Below are 21,060 nucleotides of genomic sequence, written 5' to 3'. Positions count from 1 at the left end.
TTTAGATTATTTTTTTAATAATACTTTTTACTATTTTTCTTATGTTTTTTCTTTATTTTTCGTAGAATTGCTCCTTGCTGCAAATCCTCATCCTGCAGTAAAAGTTTATCCTGATAATTAAAATTGTGGCAGATTACTGAACAATACACTATGGCTAGATTATGACTGTTATTTGTCCAGCTCCTAGACTTCTCTTTCCAGTTGTTAGACAGTTGCAGTTAAATAAATAAAAAACTCCGTCAATTTATGAATAATTAAAAAAAGGGGATAACCCCTTGCTAAACAGAATTTATAATAAATTTATTTCTCTAATGAAAAACAGTATAAAAACTAGATTCCTAGAAATTCCTTCTCAAACTCCTCCTCCGTAAGCACCCGAACTCCCAATTTTTCAGCCTTTTCCAGCTTACTTCCAGCTTTTTCTCCAGCAATTAGAAAATCTAGATTTTTTGAGACTGCTGACAAATAATTTCCTCCTTTGGACAGAATAATGTCTTTTATGTCGTTTCGTTTGTATTTTTGGAGTTTTCCAGTTGCAAGGAAATTTTTTCCTTTTATTGGATTATCTGCTATTTCTTTTAAATCGGATTCATTAATGGCAAATTGTAATCCGATGTTTTGTAAATCTATGATGATTTTCCAGTTGTTTTCATTGTTTAAAAAGGTATTTACAGCGATTGCTACTTTATCACCGATTCCTTTTACAGCCAGTAAATTTTCAATTGACTGATTTTTTAGATTTTCAATATTTTTGAAATTTTTTGTCAAAAGGTTTGCGTTGAATTTTCCAACAAAAGGAATTCCAAGTGCATAAAGGACTTTTGAAAAATCACGATTTTTACTGGCTTCAATATTATTTATTAAGTTATCTACACTTTTTTGACCCATTTTTTCAAGGTTTTCCAATTCTTCACGGTATTCCTTCAGCGAATAGATATCAACTATTGTTTTTATTTTTCCTAATTCAATAAATTTCTCAACAATTTTATCGCCAAGTCCAGAAATGTTCATTGCATCACGAGAAACAAAGTAGGCAATTTGGCGTTTGACTTTTTCTGGGCAAAGTGGATTGTGACATTTTAGGGCGACAAGTCCCTCTTCATGTGCAAGTTCGCTGTTACAGACAGGACAGTTTGCTGGTTCCTGAATTTTAATTTCCTCTCCAGTTCTGTCATCAAATACAACATTTACCACTTGCGGAATAATTTCAGCCGCTTTTTCTACAATAACATTATCGCCAATTTTTATATCTTTTCTACGAATTTCATCAAAATTATGCAAACTCGCCCTTTTTACAACAGAACCTGACAAATTCACAGCCTCCAGTTCAGCAACAGGGGTAATTACACCTGTCCGCCCAACTTGAAAAGTTACATCCATTAATTTTGTTTTTACTTGTTCAGCAGGAAATTTGTAGGCAATTGCCCATCGTGGGCTTTTAGTTGTATAGCCAAGTATTTCATATAATGAAAAATTATTTACTTTTATAACAAGTCCATCTGTTTCATAATCAAGTTTTTTCCGATTATCGTGCCACTTATCAATAGCCTTTTCCAATTTTTTAAAATCAGTATATTTTTCAAATATTTTTGTTGTCTTAAATCCAAGTTTTTCAATATATTCAATACTTTCGAGATGTGTCTTAATCCCATAATTTTCAGCATTTACCAGATAATAAAGGTAGCAATCAAGCCCACGTTCTGCAACTATAGTCTTGTCAAGCTGTCTTATCGTTCCTGAAGCAGCATTTCTTGGATTTGCAAAAACATCTTCCCCTTCATCTTGACGTTCTTGATTTATTCGATTAAAACTGGAAATTGGCAAAATAATTTCTCCACGTACTTCAAGCGAGACATTTTCTTTCAACTTTTTAGGAACAGTCGAAATTTCCTTGATATTCTCAGTAACATCTTCCCCAACCTGCCCATCTCCACGAGTCACAGCCTGAACAAGTTCACCATTTTCATAAATCAAGCTTATACTGAGTCCATCCAGTTTCAACTCCAAAATATATTCCAATTCCTTTGAATTATTCTCAACATTTTCAGTCCAAATAATTTTTTTTATCCTTTTATCAAAATCCTCAATTTCAGAAATATTATAGGTATTTGACAAACTAAGCATAGGAACTCGATGTTGCACCTTTGAAAATTTTTCGCTCGCAATTCCTCCAATCTTTTCAGTAGGCGAACTTTCCCCATCTTCCTCATTTCCTAGAAATTCTGGATAGTTTTTTTCAAGTTCTTTTAATTCACGTATTAAAAAATCATATTCCATATCGGAAATAACAGGATTATCTTCATTGTAATAAAGATTATTGTGATATTCAATTTCGCTTCTTAACTTTTTATATTTTTCTTTAATTTCAGAAAAATTATTATTTTTTACATTATCTATGTTTTGATTTTTATTGTTTTCTCCTTGATTAAATAAATTCACGGTATCTCCTTTTGTTTAAAATTATTTAGTAAATTATATCATTTTTTTTATGATAAGAAAAGTTTTGGGAAGAAATAAATAAAGTAATTGTATTTTTTTGATAAATAATATTGTCTAAATACGATATAATAAAGAAAAATAAAATATACAAACTAAATGATGTCATCATAATATTAATTTTTACTATTTTATCTAGTTGTAAAAGATACTGCTAATTATTTTACACTTGTATTTTTTTCTTGAAAATGGTATCATAATAGTAAAACTAAGTTAAGATTGAGTTTGAATGAAAGAAAGTATTTAAATATTATTATCATTTAATTTATTGGCTGATTTAAAATTCATAAGGAGGGAAGTCAAAATTGAAAAGCAGGATTGAAGAACAAAATAGAAAAACGATAAATAGAAATATAACTTCTAATAAGGTTAAAAAAAATGTTGAATTAAATAAAAACAATGTGGAAAATGAATCAAAAGTTAAAAAAGAAGATGTATTAAAAAATATGTTAAAAAATGTGGATGATGAGATGAAAAGGGAGGAAATTATACACATGCTGCTGGAACAAAAAGTTTCAAAAGTTATAAAGGAAGAAGAAAGCGAAAAGGAACAGTTTTCATATAAAGTTTTAAATTTAGTAGGAAGTGGAAAATTTATCGGTTTTATGGCAATATTTCTATTAGCTTGGACTTTAATAGATGTTATTTTTCTTTTGGCAGATAAATTTAACCCATATTCGTTTGTTATAATGAATGTGATTTTATCGTTTGTAGTATTGATCTTTTGTTCGCTTATTGTTTTTAATCAAAATAAAAAAAAGAAAATGGATAGAAGAAAATCTGAAAATGATTATAAGGTTAATTTAAAAAATGAAATTATAATTGAAGATTTACATTACAAATTAGATGATTTAATTGAAAAACAAGATAAGATAGCAAAACGGGTTTTGGAACTGGAAAAGAAGAAAAAATCAATGACTGCAAAGGGGACTAAGGAATATAAATTTATTGATATTTCAGAAGGGGAGAAGAAAAATAAATAACTTAGATTTATTTAAAATTATTCAGATTTCTTATCGTAAATTTTTAAAATAAATTTTTATACAAAAAGGGAGAATAAATGGGAGTAAACAAAATTGAAAATAGAAATAAAAAGAAAAAAATAAATATTTTTGATTTAAAAGATTTATCTGTGAACGAAGAAATTATAAAAATTTTGTTTAAAAATGAAAATGTGAAAATCGAGAAAATTATTTCAACTGGGCAAACAACAGATTGGCAGGAATCTAATAAAAATGAATTTGTAATTTTGGTTCAAGGGAATGCTGAAATTGAGTATTATGATAATAGAATATGTGAAAATAAAAATTTTAAAACAAACGAAAATATAATGAAAAACCTAAAAAATACTAATGATATGAAACTACAATTAGGAAAAGGAGATATTATATTGATAAAAAAGGGAGAGAGGCATAGAGTTAGCTATACAAGCAAAAATCCTTGCTGTGTATGGATTTGTATCTTTTTTGATTAAAAAATTTTAACTTTAAAAGTTTAAGAAAAAATAAAAAGAAGGAGCAATTATGATGTTATTTGTAATATTTGCATTAGTTGTCGTTATTGCGACAGGAATTCCTTATGTAAAAAAGGGAATTGAAAATAGGAAATTAATAAAAGAATACATGGAAGAACAAGGACTTGGAAAAAATGAGGCGATTGGAAAAGTAAAAGATACTAAAACAACTAATGATAAAGTTATTGAAGGATTGTTTTACTTATCACTTATAGCTCTTCTAGGAGGAGGTTTTTATAATATTTATTTGTTTAACAATGAAAATTCAGATAATATGAGCGTTCAGCAACAATCTGAAAGGACAATGGCAAGTATAACAACTGATCAAAACCAAAATCAAATTCAAAATAAAGATCAGCAAGATCAAAATCGACAAAATCAAGGAACACCAGTTATTCAAAATAACATAATTTCAAACCCAAATGATGCAAAAATTCAGGAAAATGTGAAAAGAGAGCAAGCTAGAATTGATAAGATGTTTGCAGATAGTGAAAGAAATACATCAAATTTGATGGATATGTTAAAAAGAAGTTTTGAGAAAAAGGATACGGGTGAAGGTATTAAAAATGGCGAAAAGGCTTTGGAAAATGTAAAAAAATCTAGTGACTTATTTAAAAATACGAAATGTAATCCAACTGGAGACGCAGCATTTGACAAACAATGTCCAAAATTACTTCAAAAGGGTAAAGAATTGTATTCTTCAAAACAAATTGATGTGGAAAAAATGCTTGATGCATTAAAAGGTATTGAAAAGAGCATAAATGATGTTAAAAATAGTGAATTGGGACAGCAGGCAGTTCAAGAAGGAAATAAATTATTGGACAGCCTTAAGAAAAAAGTCGATGAGTTTCAAAAAAAATAAAATAGATTTGTTCAATAGCTTGTGATTTATAAAATTGTTTTATTTACAATAAATTTATTGGTCATAGTTTAAAGTACAAAGTCTTAATAACTGATGATAAAAGGAATTTATTTTAACTGGTTTAAGATAGTTCCTTTTATTTTATAATAAAATTTTTGATTCTCTGTAAAATGCTGGGAAATTAAAAGATTTTTTTAGGAAAAAAAACAAAATTTTGACAAAAATGTAATGTATAATAAGAAATAAATTGATAAATTAGTTAAATATAAAATATTTTAAGAAGAGGAGGAAATATTATGAAAATGAAAAGTTTAGGAAATGTGATACTTGGAGCTTTGATTATGCTAGTTGGGCTTGTGATACTGACAGAAAGCAAAGATAATCATATTGATATAAAAATTGCAGATAAGGGAAATTTGAATGTAAATAATGTAAAAAATGTAACGACAATAACTGAAAAAAAAGGTTCTGGGAAAAAAGTGAAAGCTGTAGTTATTGAATTTGATAAGTCCATAAAAAATGGAAAATTATCGAAAAATACAGTTACAGTTACTCAAAAAAATATTTCTAAAAAAAATACAGAAGATAAAAATGACGAACCAATAGTTAATACAACTGAAACAAAAGTAAATAGAGAAATTTCTAAAATATATGCAAGTGACAAAATAGATGATGAAAACGTAGAAGCAAAAGATGGTAAATATTTGTATTTGGAATTGACTGAAGATAATGATTCCAACAAGGAAGCAGCTCAAAATAATATGGAAGATTTGAAAATCTCAGTTTCACAAAACAAAAAAAATTATTTTACGAATAATAGTAAAAGTTTTAACGTAAATAATAAATCATAATTGTAGATATTAAATTGTAAAGTAAAAAATGTTTATCAGGATGGTAATTAAATGAAAAATAAAAAAATATTATTGATTTTAGCAGCAGTTATATTTATATTAGGCTGTTCCAATGAAAATAGCATTGAAAAGAATAATATAAAAAAACGAAATACTATTGAAAATATAAAAAATTCAAAAACGGAAAAAGAATATTTAAAAAACATAAATTATTCAAATATAGCGGATAAAATTATTCAAAATGAGGTTAAGGAATCTTTGGAAAATGCAGGAATTGATTCTAATAATATAAATCTTTTTTTCAAAAGTGTAAATTATTATAATGGAATGACTGAAAATAAAGGATTGATAAAATCAGGATTTGTTAATTCTAAAAATATAAATCCAATTTATGATGAAGTAGAAATACAGAAAATTTGGGACAAGAAAAATAAAAATTTTCCTGGATTTAACTGTCGCATAACAGCATTTACATTGATGAAAGATTATATAAAAATAGAAAAGCCAGTTGTAAAAGCTGGAGAAATGCTTTTTATGGATATGGAATCCTTGAAAAATATGCCATTTAAGCTATTTTCACAAAATGAAGAAAATAAGTTTATTAATCTATTTTCAGAAATTCCGACAAAGATGACTAAAGATGTGAGAGTTCATGCTGAAAATGTGAAAAATGCTTGGAAAGAGCGAGGAATTCGGTTTGACAAAAATAGTAAAATATCAATGATTTCTGTATTTTTCCATTTTAATGATGATCCTGAAGAAAATATCCTGTTTATAGGACATGTTGGGATTTTAGTTCCTGAAAAAGATGGAAAATTATTGTTTATTGAAAAGCTGGCATTTCAGCAACCTTATCAGGTTTTGAAGTTTAATAACCGAACAGAACTTAATGATTATTTGATGAATAAATATGACACTGCATGGGGACAGCCTGTGGCTAAGCCATTTATTATGGAGAATGATGAACTACTGAAAGAATACAGGAGTAATCCTAATAATGGAAATTAGTGATTTTTTTAGATTTATGAAATTCATATTATTGTAGTAAATAATGAACTTTTTTAGCGAAAAATTAAAATCTTTTATTATTAAATCTCTATTTTTTAAGTATAATTCATGTTGGTAAAAAGATTTAAATATTATAAAATAAAAAACTCGGAAAATAAATTTATCTTCTGAGTTTTTTTATGGAATTTAGTTAAAAATTACTTTTTTACTTTTCTTGTTTTTTTATCTTTTTTATTTTTAGAAGATTTATCTGATTTTTTGCTAGATCTTTTTTCTGAAGATTTTTTTCTTCCTTTTCTATCTCTTCTTCTATCTGACTTTTTGCCAGATTTTTCGCCACCACCGTTTCTGCTTCCAGTAGCTTCTTCAACAAGCGGTTTTGCATCTTTTTTAGAATTTAAGGCTCGCATTATGAATTGTGCTTCTTGTAATGGTACTGTTATAAAAGAATATTTGTCCATAATTTTTACATCTTTTACTTTTCTTCCTGGAGTTTTTGCTTTTTTATTTAACAAATCGAGTAATCTTCCGACATTGTAGCCATCTTTACTTCCAAGAGCGATAAATAATCTTGTCTTATCATCAATTTTAACTCTTACATCTGTTATTTCATTATAGTTTTCAGGCAAGAACTCATCTTCATAAACATGTCTTAATACAGAAGCCAGGACTTGTTTAGCATCTCTTCCATCCATAAGTCTTTGGGCAAGTTCTAAATATGTATCAAAATCATTTTCCATTATGATTTCATCTACGTAAGCAAGCAGTGCCTCTTTTTTAGCTTCTAAAATTTCCTCTACGTTTGGAATATGTTCTCTTTTGATGTCTGTTTTTGTAATACGTTTAATTTGGGCAAGTTTACTTGCTTCTCTTGGTGTTACAAAAGTTATTGCTATACCTTTTTGCCCAGCACGTCCTGTTCTTCCGATTCTGTGAACGTAAGATTCAGCTTCTTGCGGAATAGAATAGTTTATAACGTGTGTCAGGTTGCTTACATCAATTCCACGTGCAGCAACGTCTGTCGCAACTAATATTGTTAATATCTTTTTCTTGAATAGATCAAGAGCTTTTTGTCTAAGAACTTGAGTAATATCTCCGTGAATACATTCAGCATCGTAGTTTCTAGCTTTTAACTTATTTGTAACATCGTCAACTTCTGATTTTGTACGACAGAAAACGATTCCGTAAAAATCTTGTTCATAATCTAAAACTCTGCATAATGCTTCAAACTTATCTTCTTGCTTAACTTCATAATAAATTTGCTCAGTCAAATTAGTTGTAAGTTCTTTTTTTTCAACTTTTAATAATTTATGCTCTGGCATAAATTTTTTAGCGATAGCCATAATTGCTTTAGGAATTGTGGCTGAAAAGAATAGCATTTTTTTCTCATCGTTAGTTTTTTCCAAAATTGCTTCAATATCTTCTAAAAATCCCATATTAAGCATTTCATCAGCTTCATCCAGTACAAAATAGTCTAATTGATCAACTTTTAGGATTTTTTTCCTCATCAAATCCATAACACGTCCAGGCGTTCCAACAACAATGTCAACTCCTGACTTTAATTTCTTAATTTGATTTTCAATAGAAGCTCCACCATAAACTGCAAGAACCTTTAAATTCTTTTCCCCCTTCAACGAATAAATTTCATCAGCAACTTGATTGGCAAGTTCTCTTGTTGGTGTTAAAATTAAAGCTCTAACTGTTTTATCTGCTTCAATTGTTTCCAAAATTGGAATACCAAATGCGGCTGTTTTTCCTGTTCCTGTTTGTGCCTGTCCTATTAAATGTGTTCTTTCCTTTAGTAATTCAGGAATTACCAGTTTTTGTATTTCACTTGGCTCCTCAAATCCTTTTTTACTCAAAGCATTAAGCATCTCTGTACTTAATCCAAAATCTTCAAATTTTTGCATTATTTTTTATTTTACCTTCCTTTACTTTTATATTTTAATTTATACTTATTATTTTAAAAAATTTTTTGTATATATTATTATACCACATTTTTACAGTTTTGTACTTATTTTTAAAAATTATTTTTCATATAAAGTAACAAGAGAATTTCTTGTGTATATTATTAAAATTTTTTATTAAATTCAGAAATTATAAATATCCTTCTAAATCCCTATTTTACTTAATTTTTATTAATTTATACTAAATTTTTTTTAAATAAAAATTATATTTAACAAAAAATGTCAAAAAAGTTTATGATAAATCCCCTATTTAAATAGCATATAGTATTAATTCCAAAAATATTTTATTATAAAATACAAAATAAAAGTAAAAAATTTTAAAAAAAGACTTGCAAAATTTTCAAAAATGTATTATTATATTGTTAGCACTTGAAGTTATAGAGTGCTAAAAAAATTTAAAATAAAAATTTAGAAATTTTCATTTGTAAAAAATAAAAAGATGAAAATAAATAACTTTAGGAGGACAAAATGATAATTAAACCATTAGGAGAAAGAGTTTTAATAAAACAAACTGAACAAGAAGAAGTTACAAAAAGTGGAATTGTATTGCCAGGAACGGCTTCTAAGGAAAAACCGATAATTGGAGAAGTTTTAGCAATTGGGGCAAAAGTTGAGGATATTAAAGTTGGGAATAAAGTGATTTTTGAAAAATATTCTGGAACAGAAATTAAGGATGGAGAAGAAAGTTACTTAATTCTAGAAAAAGATAATGTTTTAGCAATTGTTCAATAATAAATAGACTTGCTTGAAAATTATATATTTCTAAAATTTAATAAAAAAGCAAGGTATCTTGACCTCTTGTGAAATAAAAAAATTTATATTGCTGGACAGATTTGATGTTGAATAATAAATTTGACCAATCTAAAAAATTTCGCAATAAAAAATTTACAAAATTTAGAAGGAGAAAATTAAAATGGGAAAAATAATAAAATTTAATGAAGATGCAAGAAAATCGCTTGAAGTGGGAGTAGACACATTGGCTGATGCCGTAAAAATCACACTTGGACCAAAAGGTAGAAACGTAGTGCTAGACAGAGGCTTTGGAGCGCCAATGATTACAAATGACGGTGTTACAATTGCAAAAGAAATTGAACTTAAAGATCCAATTGAAAATCTTGGAGCACAAATTGTAAAGGAAGTGGCTACAAAGTCAAATGATGTGGCAGGAGATGGGACAACTACTGCAACTGTGCTGGCTCAGGCGTTAATTAAGGAAGGGCTAAAAATGGTAGCTTCTGGAGCAAATCCCGTATTTATAAGACGTGGAATGGAAGCTGCATCTAAAAAAGTGATTGAAGAGCTTACAAAAAGGGCTAAAAAAGTGGAATCAAATGAAGAAATCGCACAAGTTGGAGCAATTTCGGCAGGAGATGTGGAAATTGGGCAATTAATTGCACAAGCAATGGAAAAAGTTGGGGAATCTGGAGTTATTACCGTTGAGGAAGCACGTTCTTTGGATACGACTTTGGAAGTTGTGGAAGGAATGCAGTTTGACAATGGATATTTATCACCTTATATGGTTTCAGATTCTGAAAGAATGGTTGTGGAAATGGACAATCCATTTATCTTGATTACAGACAAAAAAATTTCAAATATGAAAGAACTGTTGCCAGTTTTAGAAAAGACAGTTGAAACTGGAAGACCGATGCTAATAATTGCAGAAGATGTAGAAGGTGAAGCACTTGCAACTCTTGTTGTAAACAAACTTCGTGGGACATTAAATGTAGCCGCTGTAAAAGCTCCTGCATTTGGAGACAGAAGAAAGGCTATGTTGCAGGATATTGCAATTTTGACAGGTGGAGAAGTTATTTCTGAAGAAAAGGGAATAAAACTCGAAAATACAGATATCAATTTATTAGGACAAGCTAAAAAGGTTAGAATTACTAAAGATAATACAGTTATTGTAGATGGATTGGGAGCAAAAGAAGAAATTCAAGCAAGAGTTGGACAAATTAAAAATGCGATTGCTGAAACAACTTCTGACTATGATAAGGAAAAATTGCAAGAAAGACTTGCAAAATTATCTGGCGGAGTAGCTGTAATAAAAGTTGGGGCTGCGACTGAAACTGAAATGAAAGAAAGAAAATTGAGAATTGAAGATGCCTTAAATGCAACAAAAGCCGCAGTGGAAGAAGGAATTGTGCCAGGTGGTGGAACAATTTTAATTCAAATTGTAAAAGACATTGAAGACTTTAAATTGTCTGGTGAAGAAGGGCTTGGAGTGGAAATTGTGAAAAAAGCACTATCTGCACCACTTAGACAAATTGTAATCAATGCTGGAATTGACGCAGGTGTTGTAATTGAAAAAGTAAGAAATTCTGAAAATGGGATAGGATTTGATGCGGCAAAAGAAGAATACGTGGATATGGTAAAAGCTGGAATCATTGATCCTGCCAAAGTGACACGTTCTGCAATCCAAAATGCAATATCAGTATCATCAGTATTATTGACAACTGAAGTTGCAGTTGGAAATGAAAAGGAAGAAGCTCCAGCTGGTGGAATGCCAGGTGGAATGGGAATGCCAGGAATGATGTAATAATTTAGGTATTTATAAATTAAAAATGTTTCAAAAATAGTAAAAGAGGTGTGTAGAAATTTTTACACACCCAATTTTTTATTTTTTACATAGATTATATAATAATATTACGACAAAAAAATTATCTGAAGAAATATAATGCTGTGATTTATGTGAGTATTATAGAATTAAGATTAATAGAGATTGTAACGCAGTATTGAATACAAGAGAAGTTAGAAAGATGAGGCTAGAATTAGGAAAAGCTAACAAAAGCAGATAATTTCTAAGAAATTCCCACTTTTAGAAGCGGGAGCAGTTCACTTAGATATGTTATTTTTAATTCAAACTTCGATATATATCTGTTCCAAGAATACCATCTATAATCATCAAAAATATATTTCCTATTCCTTTCCCAATAGATTTTAAAAATTCTATTCCAGGTTTATTATCATAGGTATATTTTGAAGTAGACATTGTTTCAAAATAATCCCCTTCACCTTTTGTCCTGTTTTTTAATTTTCCATTTTTATTGTAATATTCACATTCCCAAAATTCATTTGCAACTTCACTGCAACTTTTAACTTTATTTCCATATTTATCATATTCTTCATACATTTCCTTAATTCGCAAATCAACTATATCATCATTTTTGGCAATACCGACATATCGCAAATTTCCGTTTGGATAATATACTTTTTGTTTTTCTCCTTTTATAGTTCCATTTTTAAAGTGATATTCCCGCTCAAGTTTCCCATTTTTTCCAAAAGTTTTTATAATTTGTGGAATTTGAAAAATTTGACCGTTTTGATTTACTTGTATAATTTCCATTTCCGAAATCTTTCTTTTACCATTATAATAAATAAATTCTCCATTTTCTTTGCTATCTGCTTTGTATTCTACTGTCAATTTTCCATCCATATAATGATTTTCCAATATAAGAAATCCATTTTCATAAATTTTTTGAAAAATAATTTTTTTATTCTTATCATATTTTTCAATAATCACTTGATTTTTCCTTGTATCAAACTCTTTTAATTCTTCAATATTTCCATCTAAAAAATATTTATAATAATAATTTAATTTCCCATTTTCATAAAAATTTATACTTCTAATATCATCTTTAATTTTTTGAACTGCAATTCCAGTAAATAATTTATTACTGTTTTTTTCATAAACCAGATTATCATTTATACTAATTTGTGTATCAAAATCCAATATTTTTTCACTTTCTATACTTTGTAATTTTTTAAAATTTTTCAATTTTGAAATACTAGAAATATTAGATAATTTTTCTGATTTTGTGATAATTGATAAAATTAAAAATAAGATAATTAATAAAATTTTTTTTGATTTATTGACTAGATAAATAATCATAATTTTTCTAACTCCTTAACTATATCTTCAAGATCTTTAAAAAAAGATGCACTATCATAAACTTTTCTTCTCATTTCACTTTCTCCCCAAAGTTTTTCAATTTTATCTTTACCAGAATATTCAGACGGCACATTTCCTAAATACTGTAACGAGTTTATTTCATGTTGTTTATACGCATTTCCTGAATATTTTTTTTTCACATATCCAGAAAGTTCTATTTCATAACTAAAATCTAATTTTTCAACTGATTTAGTTTTACTTTCCTGAAATATAAATTCTTTTTTTACCATTTGTCCATCACTATTTTTAACATCTTTTATTTGAGATAAATTTTTTATTTGGCTAGGATACGTAGAAACTTGATAATTGTCTGTTACTTTACAGTTTATTTGAACTTCAGCCTCACTTGAATATTTTGTATAAACTCCAACTTTAGATAGATGACCATTTATATATGAACGGACATGGCTATTATCACAACCAGAAATGTTATATTTTACATAGGCTTTTTTAGAATACTCTGCAATTTTTTCTTTTGAATCTTTAAAATTAGGAATGATTTTTTGTGCTTTTTTTAATTTTTCTATTGATTCTCTGTATCCATGTTTACTTGTAGCACCAGAAGTTTGTATAGCATTTTGATAAAATTTATCTGCTTCTTGATAATCAGCTTTTCCTTTTAATTCTCTAATTTTTGTATATACATTCTTATAATTTTTTTGATATTCTCCATAAACTTTTTGTGCTGCTTCGTTTAATTTTTGTGCCTCACGATATTCTTCAGCTTTTTCTTTTATACTAGCATATTCCATAAGTTTATCAGCTTCAGCTTGGGATATTTTTCTTGATATTGATTCATATTTTAAAATTTTATTTTCATCTATTTTTTTAATTTCACTTAATTCTTTAGTGTAACCAATCATATTTCTGTAATATTCATCAAGTATTGAAATAATATCTCTAGAATATTTACTTTCCAATTCTCCTGTTTTTATACGTTCATCTATAATTTTATAAATTTCACTTAAAAGCTCATCACCATCATATTTTGATAAAAAATCAGTAAAATTTGAAGATTGAGAGTAAACATCGAATAGTGCATAAATTTTATAAAGCCCTTCATAACCATCTTGTCTTTTGTTTAAATTACTACTTCCAGCTTCAGTTTTATAATAATTTACAATATTAGAAAATTTTTCCATAATTTCATTTTTAATATCTGGTTTAATTTTTTCAACTTTGTTTGGATGTTTCTCAAAATAACTCAAAGTAAGATATATACTTCTTATATACTCCTTATTATCATACGCTTCTTGTGCCTTTTTTAATTCACATGACACAATGGTAAATAACAGCAATAAAATTAAAAATATTTTTTTCATAAGAACAGATCCTTTCAATTAAGATATTTTATTTTTCATAACTATAACCTATTTATCGCATCAATTATTTGATTTAATTCTTTTTCTAAATTAGATTTCTCCAAAATTTTATTTCTCATTTTGGTTTCACCTAAAGGTTTTTCTATTTTATCCTTATCTTTGTATTCTTTTGGAATATCTCCTGTATATTGGAGTGAATGCACCTCATTCTTTTCTGAAAGATTATTTGAATATCTTTGTTTTACAAGGCCTGATACTTCTATTTCATAGTTAAAACTTATTTTTTCGATTGCTAAACTTTTAATTTTTTGAAATATAAACTCTTTTGTAACCTTTTCACCAGCATTATTTACAATTTCCCTTATTTCTCTCAGATTTTCAATATTGCTAGGAAATGTAGAAATATTATAGTTATCATTAACTCTGCAATTTATTTGAACTTCAGCAGAACTTAAAGAAGTTTTCTTACCAATGACATTTTCCAATTTTTTATCTAGATATTTTTCAACCCAGCTATTGCTGCACCCAAAAATATTGTATTTTACATAAATTTTATCTTTATATTTTAAAATCAAACTTACAGAATCTTTATAATTTGGAACAAGTTCATTTGCTCTTTCTAAACCCCAAACTGCGTTTCTATAGTCATTTCTAGTTTTAGCATTTTTAAGGATTGATAAAGCTATACTATATGCGTTTTCTGCTGCTTGCAAATCAGCCTTTTCTTTTAATTCCTTTGTTTTAATTGAGACTTTTTTTGCATCTTGGCGAGTTATTACAAAAAGTTTATCAGCTTCTTCGTAAAATCTCTGTGCTTCTCTATAATTTTTTTTATTTTCGCTTGCATTAGCAAATTCAATAAATTTATTAGCTTTATTTTTATTTATCTGCTTACTTATTTGTTCATATTTTAAAGCCATTTCATTAGATATTTTGGGATTTTTTTCCGTAGATTCAATAAATTTTAAAATATCTTTATAATAGTCATTTATATCATGTGTCACATCTTTAAAATGGTCATAACCATAATATTCATAATTATAATTATTGCTTTTTAATCTTTGGGCAATTATTTTTTCAATATTATTCAAAGATTCATCCAAAGGATATTTTTGCTGAAAATCCGAAAAAGCTGAAGAGTTTTTATAAGTATCAAATAATGCATAAATTTTAACCAATTCTTCATAACCTTTTTGTCTTTCGCTCAAATCACTACTCCCTGTCATCGCTTTATAATGATTTGTAATATTCAAAAACTTTTCCATAATTTCATTCTTTATTTCAGGCTTAATTTTATTAATTTTTTTTGGATTTGTTTCAAAATAATTAAAAACTAATTCTATGCTTTTTAAATATTCCTTTTTATTGTAAGCATCCCTAGCATCTTCTAATTCACACGATACAACTGTAAATAACAATAATAAAATTAAAAGTATTTTTTTCATAAAAATGCACCCTTTCGATAAATATTTATTCTAACTTTCATTTAAATTATACAATAAATTTATTAAAAGAAAATGAGAATTTTATGTTTTTTCTTCACTAATCTTGCATATTATAAAAAATAATAGTATAATTACTTTATATAAAAAAACAAAAATGAAAAGAGGTATATTATGAACTATAAAAGTACGAGAGAAATTAATCCCAATAATGTAAAAAGTTCTACTTTTGCGGCACTTCATGGACTTTGTGAAGATGGAGGATTATATATTCCAGAAAAATTGCCAGAAGTAAAATTGACTTATGATGAATTAAAAGACTTATCTTATCAAGAAATTTCAGAAAAAATTATAAAATTATTTTTTACAGAATTTTCAGACGAAGAAATAAAAACTGCTATAAATAATGCTTATAACAGCACAACTTTTAACGACAAAGACATAGTTCCAGTTCATAAATTAAATGACAAAGTGAGCTTTGGAGAATTATTTCATGGAAGAACATTGGCATTTAAAGATTTAGCTTTATCACTTTTCCCATATTTACTTCTTTTAAGTAAAGAAAAACAACAAGAAGACAAAAAAATCCTGATTTTAGCAGCAACTTCTGGAGATACTGGAAAAGCAGCACTTGAAGGATTTAAAGATGTTGACGGAATCAATATTGTCGTTTTTTATCCAAAAAATGGAGTTAGTCCAATGCAAGAAGAACAAATGAGAAAACAGCTTGGAAATAATGTGGAAATTGTTGCAATTAATGGAAATTTTGATGATGCTCAAAGTGCTATAAAAGTAATTTTTTCAAGCGAAGAATTTAAAAACTATGCAAATGAACACAATGTAATGTTTTCAAGTGCAAATTCAATTAATATTGGAAGATTATTCCCACAAATTATATATTATGTGACAACTTATGTAAATTTGGTAAATGCTGGTACAATTAAAGCAGGTGAAGAGTTTAATGTAGTGGTTCCAACTGGAAACTTTGGGAATATTTTAGCTGGATTTATCGCAAAAAAACTTGGAATACCAATCAAAAAATTTATTTCAGCTTCAAACAAAAACAAAGTTTTAGCTGACTTTTTCCAAACTGGAACATATAACAAAAACAGAGATTTTTATGCAACAAATTCGCCATCAATGGATATTCTTCTTTCATCAAACTTTGAAAGATACTTATATTATGCGTTAAATGAAGACAGCAAGAGAGTAAGCGAATTAATTAAAAACTTGCTTTCAGGTGGTGAATTGTCAGTAAACAATGAAGAACTGAAAAATATTCAAACTGAGTTTTACGGAGAATTTGCAAATGATGAAGAAACTGTAAGTGCGATTAAGGAAATTTATGAAAATTATCACTATCTAATGGATCCGCACACAGCCGTTGCCTATTCAGTTTACGAAAAACTGGATGAAAAATATCTGGACAAAGACATTCACACTGTAATAATGTCAACTGCTCATCCATTCAAGTTCCCAGCTCCAATTGCAAAAGCGTTGGGAATTGATGATACAAAAGAACCTTATGCAATTTTGGATGAAGTATCAGAAATTACTGGAGTAAAATTTCCTGAAAAATTGACTGAAGTTAGAAATTCTGAAATTAGATTTTCAGATGTGATTGATAAGGCTGATATTCAGGATTTTGTGAAAAAATATATAAAAGATTTGAAATAAATAATTGATTAATCATTTTATTTAATAAATTCAATTTCTAGATTAAGAATTATTGAAAGAAAATAATAGAAAATATAAAAAGAGTCGTAATCTGAACGGCTCTATTTTTTTTGAAATATTATATAACAAGGGGCGTAACCCCTTGCTAAAAAATCTATTATTTAAATAAGTATTATTAAATTTATGCTTTTTCAGCCATCATATCCTTAACTTTCATAAGCCTTGTGATACTTGATCTTTCATTTTCGTCAAGTTTCATCTGGATATAACGGATTGTTTCTTCAAGCTGTGGAATTGTCATATATTCCAGTGCATTTACACGACGTCTTGTTTTTTCCACTTCATCTGCCATAAGCTGACATGCCTTTTCAATTTCTGCCAGTTCCAACAAATCTTTCATTACACGATTTAATCCATCAACAGCATCATCCAAGTCAGCAGATGTTTGTGCATACCCATAAGGATAAGCAACTTCTGTACTTTCCATATTCTTGTTAAAAGTCATTTTAGGCACAATTACACTCATTACATTTTTAGTTTCTATATTTACAGAAAGCTCATCTTCTGAATATGCAATGGCATTTTCCAACATTTCATCAGACATTACACCTCTTGCAAGTAAAAAATCCTTAAATGAATCTTGTAATTTCCCTTCTACCTCTTCACGTAATTTTCTATTTTGTTTTACCAAAATAATAAATTGCCGCATAAGCTCGTCTTGTTTGTCCTTTAACAATTTATGCCCACTTTTGGCAGTTTTTAGACGTATTTTTAATCGGCTTAACTCCATTCTTGTAGGATTTACATTTAATCTTGCCATAGCCTATTCATCTCCTGCAGGTAAATATTTTTCCAAATATTCATCTCTAATTCTTTTCAACTCTGTTCTTGGTAATATTTTTAGTAAATCCCATCCTAAATTTAAAGTGTCTTCAATAGTTCTGTTATTGTCAAACCCTTGAGCCACATATTGTTCCTCAAATGCAGTCGTAAACTTAACAAACGCCTTATCAGTTTCAGACAATGCGGATTCACCTAAGATTACAGCCAGTTCCTTTGCTTCCTTACCAGTCGCATAAGCTGCAAATAATTGGTTCATCGTATCCGCATGATCTTCTCTTGTTTTTCCTTTTCCAATCCCTTTGTCTTTCAATCTTGAAAGTGACGGTAAAACATCAATTGGAGGCATCAAATTTTGTTTATATAAATCTCTTGATAAAATTATTTGTCCCTCTGTAATATATCCAGTCAAATCTGGAATTGGATGAGTTTTATCATCTTCAGGCATTGTTAGGATCGGTATTTGCGTAATTGAACCTTCACGCCCTTTAATTCTTCCTGCTCTTTCATAAATTGTCGATAAATCGGTATACAAGTATCCTGGATATCCTCTTCTTCCCGGAACTTCCTTTCTTGCTGCTGATACTTCACGTAACGCTTCACAATAGTTAGTCAAGTCAGTTAAAATTACAAGTACGTGCATCCCTTTTTCAAATGCCAGGTATTCTGCACAAGTAAGTGCCATTTTTGGTGTAGACAGACGCTCGATTGCTGGATCGTTAGCCAAATTCATAAATAATACCGCTCTATCTATCGCTCCTGTCTTTATAAAGTCTTCCGTAAATGTCTGAGCTTCTTCAAATGTAATTCCTATTGCCCCAAATACTACCGCAAATTTTGAATCTGTTCCCAATACTTTTGCCTGTCTTGCAATTTGAAGTGCTAGTTCTGCATGCGGAAGCCCTGAACCAGAGAATATCGGTAATTTTTGCCCCCGAACAAGGGTGTTTAGTCCATCAATCGCAGAAACTCCTGTTTGGATAAATTCTGATGGATAATCACGTGCAACTGGATTTATAGCTGTTCCGTTAATATCCAATGTCTTTTCAGGAATAATTTTTGGTCCGCTATCTTTTGGACGTCCAAGTCCATCAAATACACGTCCAATCATATCCTCAGACACTCCAAGTGATAAAGGTCTACCTAAGAATCTTACTTTTGAATCTTTTAGGTTAATTCCAGCTGAATTTTCAAATAACTGCACTACAGCTTTATCTCCATTTACTTCAAGTACACGTCCACGACGAAGCTCTCCCTTTTGAGTTTCAATTTCAACAAGCTCTTCATATTTGATACCTTCAACACCTTCAACCATCATCAATGGTCCTACAACTTCCTTAATAGTTTTATATTCCTTAAGCATTTACTACACCTCCTTTATTTACAAGTTCATCTATTCCTGTTTCCAATTCTTTTGCTATTTCTTTAATTTTACCTAATTCTGCTTCAGGTAAATATTTTGCTCTCGCAATTCTTTCTCTTACAGGCATTGCGATAATTTCACTTAAATACGCTCCATTTTCAAGCCCTCTTAATCCTTCATCATAAAATTTCAATACCAAATCAAGCATTTTATCCTGTTTTTCAAGTGAAGTATAAGTATCTGACTCCATAAACGCATTTTGCTGCAAGTAATCTTCTCTTATTGATTTCGCAATTTCCAGTTTAAGCTGATCCTTTTCTGACAAAGTATCTTTACCAACTAGCCTAACAATTTCCTGAAGGCTGTTTTCCTCTTGTAATAATGACATTGCACGAGCCCTGTTTTTAGAAAATTCAGGCCCCACGTTCTGATTCATCCAGTTATCAACTTTCGCTTGATACAAAGAATATGAATTTAACCAGTTAATTGCTGGAAAGTGACGTCTATATGCCAAATTTGCATCTAATCCCCAGAACACCTTAACAATACGAAGTGTCGCCTGAGATACTGGCTCTGAAATATCTCCACCCGGAGGAGAAACCGCTCCAATAACTGTCAATGCCCCTTCTCTTCCATCTTGTCCAAGACAAATTACTTTTCCTGCCCTTTCATAAAATTCAGCGGCTCTTGAACCCAAATAAGCTGGGTATCCTTCATCTCCCGGCATTTCTTCAAGCCGTCCAGACATTTCCCTAAGTGCTTCTGCCCATCTCGAAGTAGAATCTGCCATTATTGCCACCGAATATCCCATATCCCTAAAATATTCAGCAATTGTAATTCCTGTATAAATACTAGCCTCTCTGGCTGCAACTGGCATATTTGAAGTATTTGCTATAAGTACAGTTCTCTTCATTAATGATTGTCCAGTTTTTGGATCTATTATTTCTGGAAATTCCATAAGAACGTCTGTCATCTCGTTTCCACGTTCTCCACATCCTACATAAACTATAATTTCTGCATCTGCCCATTTTGCCATTTGGTGCTGTACAACTGTTTTTCCAGATCCAAAAGGTCCTGGTACACATGCAGTTCCACCTTTAGTTACAGGAAAAAATGTATCAATTACTCTTTGTCCTGTAATTAATGGTGCTTCTGGATTTAATTTCTGCTTATATTTTCTTCCACGTCTTACCGGCCATTTTTGCATCATTTGAACTTCTGCCAATTCACCTTTTTCAGTTTCAATAACTGCAATTGTGTCAACTACTGTATAACTTCCGCTTTTAATAGTTTTCAAAGTTCCTTTAATTCCTGCTGGAACCATAATTTTATGATTTACAACAGAAGTTTCCTGAACAGTCCCCAGAATATCTCCTGTTTCAACTGTTGCCCCAGCAGACAAAACAGGTTCAAATTCCCATTTTTTATTTCTGTTTAAAGGTTTAACTTCTACTCCCTTATCCAAAAAATCCCCTGCTATTTCTTGATATTCCTTTAATGGACGTTGAATTCCATCAAACATCGCTTCAATAAGCCCAGGCCCCAATTCAACACTCAAAGGCTCTCCAGTTGTAAAAACCTCTTCTCCTGGTCCAATTCCCGATGTTTCTTCATATACTTGGATAGAAGCCTGATCGCCTCTCATTTCAATAATTTCACCTATCAATTTTTTCTCTGAAACTCTTACCACATCATATACATTGGCATTTTCCATACCTTCTGCAACAACAAGAGGTCCAGATACTTTTATTATTTTTCCTGTTTTCAATG

16 protein-coding genes are annotated in these 21,060 nt (G+C 29.2%); 8 read left to right on the top strand and 8 right to left on the bottom strand.

Going from position 1 to position 21,060, the window contains the following annotated elements; translation table 11 throughout:
• Positions 1–330: 330 nt before the first annotated feature.
• Positions 331–2,439 (bottom strand): NAD-dependent DNA ligase LigA, encoded by a 2,109-nt coding sequence (gene ligA / locus F1564_RS03985; protein ID WP_018450230.1) that lies wholly within the window; start codon positions 2,437–2,439, stop codon positions 331–333.
• 362 nt (positions 2,440–2,801) lie between these two features.
• On the opposite strand from ligA, the gene F1564_RS03980 reads away from it, so the two are divergent.
• The 5 genes from F1564_RS03980 to F1564_RS03960 all read left to right on the top strand — a co-directional run bounded on the left by F1564_RS03980 (position 2,802) and on the right by F1564_RS03960 (position 6,730).
• Complete coding sequence (locus F1564_RS03980) at positions 2,802–3,479, top strand: DUF1003 domain-containing protein (RefSeq protein WP_018450231.1); 678 nt, start codon at positions 2,802–2,804, stop codon at positions 3,477–3,479.
• Between the two features lie 77 nt (positions 3,480–3,556).
• The gene (locus F1564_RS03975; RefSeq protein ID WP_018450232.1) at positions 3,557–3,970 is read left to right on the top strand and encodes a cupin domain-containing protein; all 414 of its coding nucleotides are present in this window, start codon (positions 3,557–3,559) and stop codon (positions 3,968–3,970) included.
• A 49-nt stretch (positions 3,971–4,019) separates the two neighbouring features.
• Positions 4,020–4,871, top strand: coding sequence for a hypothetical protein (locus F1564_RS03970; protein WP_232053394.1), 852 nt, complete (start codon positions 4,020–4,022; stop codon positions 4,869–4,871).
• Between the two features lie 296 nt (positions 4,872–5,167).
• Positions 5,168–5,722, top strand: coding sequence for a hypothetical protein (locus tag F1564_RS03965; RefSeq protein ID WP_018450234.1), 555 nt, complete (start codon positions 5,168–5,170; stop codon positions 5,720–5,722).
• Positions 5,723–5,773: 51 nt separating this feature from the next.
• Positions 5,774–6,730 (top strand): DUF4300 family protein, encoded by a 957-nt coding sequence (locus F1564_RS03960; RefSeq protein ID WP_018450235.1) that lies wholly within the window; start codon positions 5,774–5,776, stop codon positions 6,728–6,730.
• A gap of 197 nt (positions 6,731–6,927) precedes the next feature.
• Here F1564_RS03960 and F1564_RS03955 read toward each other — a convergent pair whose 3' ends face one another.
• Entirely contained in the window at positions 6,928–8,640 is a 1,713-nt protein-coding gene (locus F1564_RS03955; RefSeq protein ID WP_018450236.1) for a DEAD/DEAH box helicase, read from the bottom strand.
• A gap of 525 nt (positions 8,641–9,165) precedes the next feature.
• Here F1564_RS03955 and F1564_RS03950 point away from each other — a divergent pair.
• Positions 9,166–9,429: a co-chaperone GroES gene (locus tag F1564_RS03950; RefSeq protein WP_018450237.1), complete on the top strand. Its 264-nt coding sequence runs from the start codon at positions 9,166–9,168 to the stop codon at positions 9,427–9,429.
• A gap of 181 nt (positions 9,430–9,610) precedes the next feature.
• Positions 9,611–11,233 (top strand): chaperonin GroEL, encoded by a 1,623-nt coding sequence (gene groL, locus F1564_RS03945; RefSeq protein WP_018450238.1) that lies wholly within the window; start codon positions 9,611–9,613, stop codon positions 11,231–11,233.
• Between the two features lie 315 nt (positions 11,234–11,548).
• Here the strand turns inward: groL and F1564_RS03940 are convergent, their stop codons facing one another.
• From F1564_RS03940 to F1564_RS03930, 3 genes are read right to left on the bottom strand one after another with little or no spacing between them, the layout of a single operon-like run.
• Positions 11,549–12,586 carry a toxin-antitoxin system YwqK family antitoxin gene (locus tag F1564_RS03940; RefSeq protein WP_018450239.1) on the bottom strand — a complete coding sequence of 346 codons (1,038 nt, stop codon included), beginning with the start codon at positions 12,584–12,586 and terminating at the stop codon, positions 11,549–11,551.
• Positions 12,583–13,968, bottom strand: a complete 1,386-nt coding sequence (locus F1564_RS03935) for a hypothetical protein (RefSeq protein ID WP_018450240.1) — start codon at positions 13,966–13,968, stop codon at positions 12,583–12,585. The genes F1564_RS03940 and F1564_RS03935 overlap by 4 nt, the downstream gene beginning before the upstream one ends.
• A 41-nt stretch (positions 13,969–14,009) precedes the next feature.
• Positions 14,010–15,413 (bottom strand): hypothetical protein, encoded by a 1,404-nt coding sequence (locus tag F1564_RS03930; protein WP_018450241.1) that lies wholly within the window; start codon positions 15,411–15,413, stop codon positions 14,010–14,012.
• A 171-nt stretch (positions 15,414–15,584) separates the two neighbouring features.
• Here F1564_RS03930 and thrC point away from each other — a divergent pair, with 171 nt between their 5' ends.
• Positions 15,585–17,087 (top strand): threonine synthase, encoded by a 1,503-nt coding sequence (thrC, locus tag F1564_RS03925; RefSeq protein WP_018450242.1) that lies wholly within the window; start codon positions 15,585–15,587, stop codon positions 17,085–17,087.
• A 181-nt stretch (positions 17,088–17,268) separates the two neighbouring features.
• Here the strand turns inward: thrC and F1564_RS03920 are convergent, their stop codons facing one another.
• Genes F1564_RS03920 through F1564_RS03910 form a run of 3 tightly spaced genes read right to left on the bottom strand, consistent with a single transcriptional unit; the run spans position 17,269 to position 21,058 of the window.
• Positions 17,269–17,907 (bottom strand): V-type ATP synthase subunit D, encoded by a 639-nt coding sequence (locus tag F1564_RS03920; protein WP_018450243.1) that lies wholly within the window; start codon positions 17,905–17,907, stop codon positions 17,269–17,271.
• Between the two features lie 3 nt (positions 17,908–17,910).
• Complete coding sequence (locus tag F1564_RS03915) at positions 17,911–19,290, bottom strand: V-type ATP synthase subunit B (protein WP_018450244.1); 1,380 nt, start codon at positions 19,288–19,290, stop codon at positions 17,911–17,913.
• Entirely contained in the window at positions 19,283–21,058 is a 1,776-nt protein-coding gene (locus tag F1564_RS03910; RefSeq protein WP_018450245.1) for a V-type ATP synthase subunit A, read from the bottom strand. The genes F1564_RS03915 and F1564_RS03910 overlap by 8 nt, the downstream gene beginning before the upstream one ends.
• Positions 21,059–21,060 lie beyond the last annotated feature (2 nt).

It is taken from the genome of Leptotrichia shahii, from assembly GCF_008327825.1.
In the GTDB taxonomy this organism is placed as follows: Bacteria; Fusobacteriota; Fusobacteriia; order Fusobacteriales; family Leptotrichiaceae; genus Leptotrichia; species Leptotrichia shahii.
Note: the sequence above shows the minus strand (reverse complement) of the source record. Positions and strands in the feature narration are given on the sequence as shown.

Coding starts and splice junctions, on each gene's coding strand:
- F1564_RS03960 (WP_018450235.1), top strand. CDS start 5,774: ATGAAAAATAAAAAAATATTATTGATTTTAGCAGCAGTTATATTTATA.
- F1564_RS03940 (WP_018450239.1), bottom strand. CDS start 12,586: ATGATTATTTATCTAGTCAATAAATCAAAAAAAATTTTATTAATTATC.
- thrC (WP_018450242.1), top strand. CDS start 15,585: ATGAACTATAAAAGTACGAGAGAAATTAATCCCAATAATGTAAAAAGT.
- F1564_RS03935 (WP_018450240.1), bottom strand. CDS start 13,968: ATGAAAAAAATATTTTTAATTTTATTGCTGTTATTTACCATTGTGTCA.
- F1564_RS03965 (WP_018450234.1), top strand. CDS start 5,168: ATGAAAATGAAAAGTTTAGGAAATGTGATACTTGGAGCTTTGATTATG.
- F1564_RS03955 (WP_018450236.1), bottom strand. CDS start 8,640: ATGCAAAAATTTGAAGATTTTGGATTAAGTACAGAGATGCTTAATGCT.
- F1564_RS03915 (WP_018450244.1), bottom strand. CDS start 19,290: ATGCTTAAGGAATATAAAACTATTAAGGAAGTTGTAGGACCATTGATG.
- groL (WP_018450238.1), top strand. CDS start 9,611: ATGGGAAAAATAATAAAATTTAATGAAGATGCAAGAAAATCGCTTGAA.
- F1564_RS03975 (WP_018450232.1), top strand. CDS start 3,557: ATGGGAGTAAACAAAATTGAAAATAGAAATAAAAAGAAAAAAATAAAT.
- F1564_RS03970 (WP_232053394.1), top strand. CDS start 4,020: ATGATGTTATTTGTAATATTTGCATTAGTTGTCGTTATTGCGACAGGA.
- F1564_RS03950 (WP_018450237.1), top strand. CDS start 9,166: ATGATAATTAAACCATTAGGAGAAAGAGTTTTAATAAAACAAACTGAA.
- F1564_RS03930 (WP_018450241.1), bottom strand. CDS start 15,413: ATGAAAAAAATACTTTTAATTTTATTATTGTTATTTACAGTTGTATCG.
- F1564_RS03920 (WP_018450243.1), bottom strand. CDS start 17,907: ATGGCAAGATTAAATGTAAATCCTACAAGAATGGAGTTAAGCCGATTA.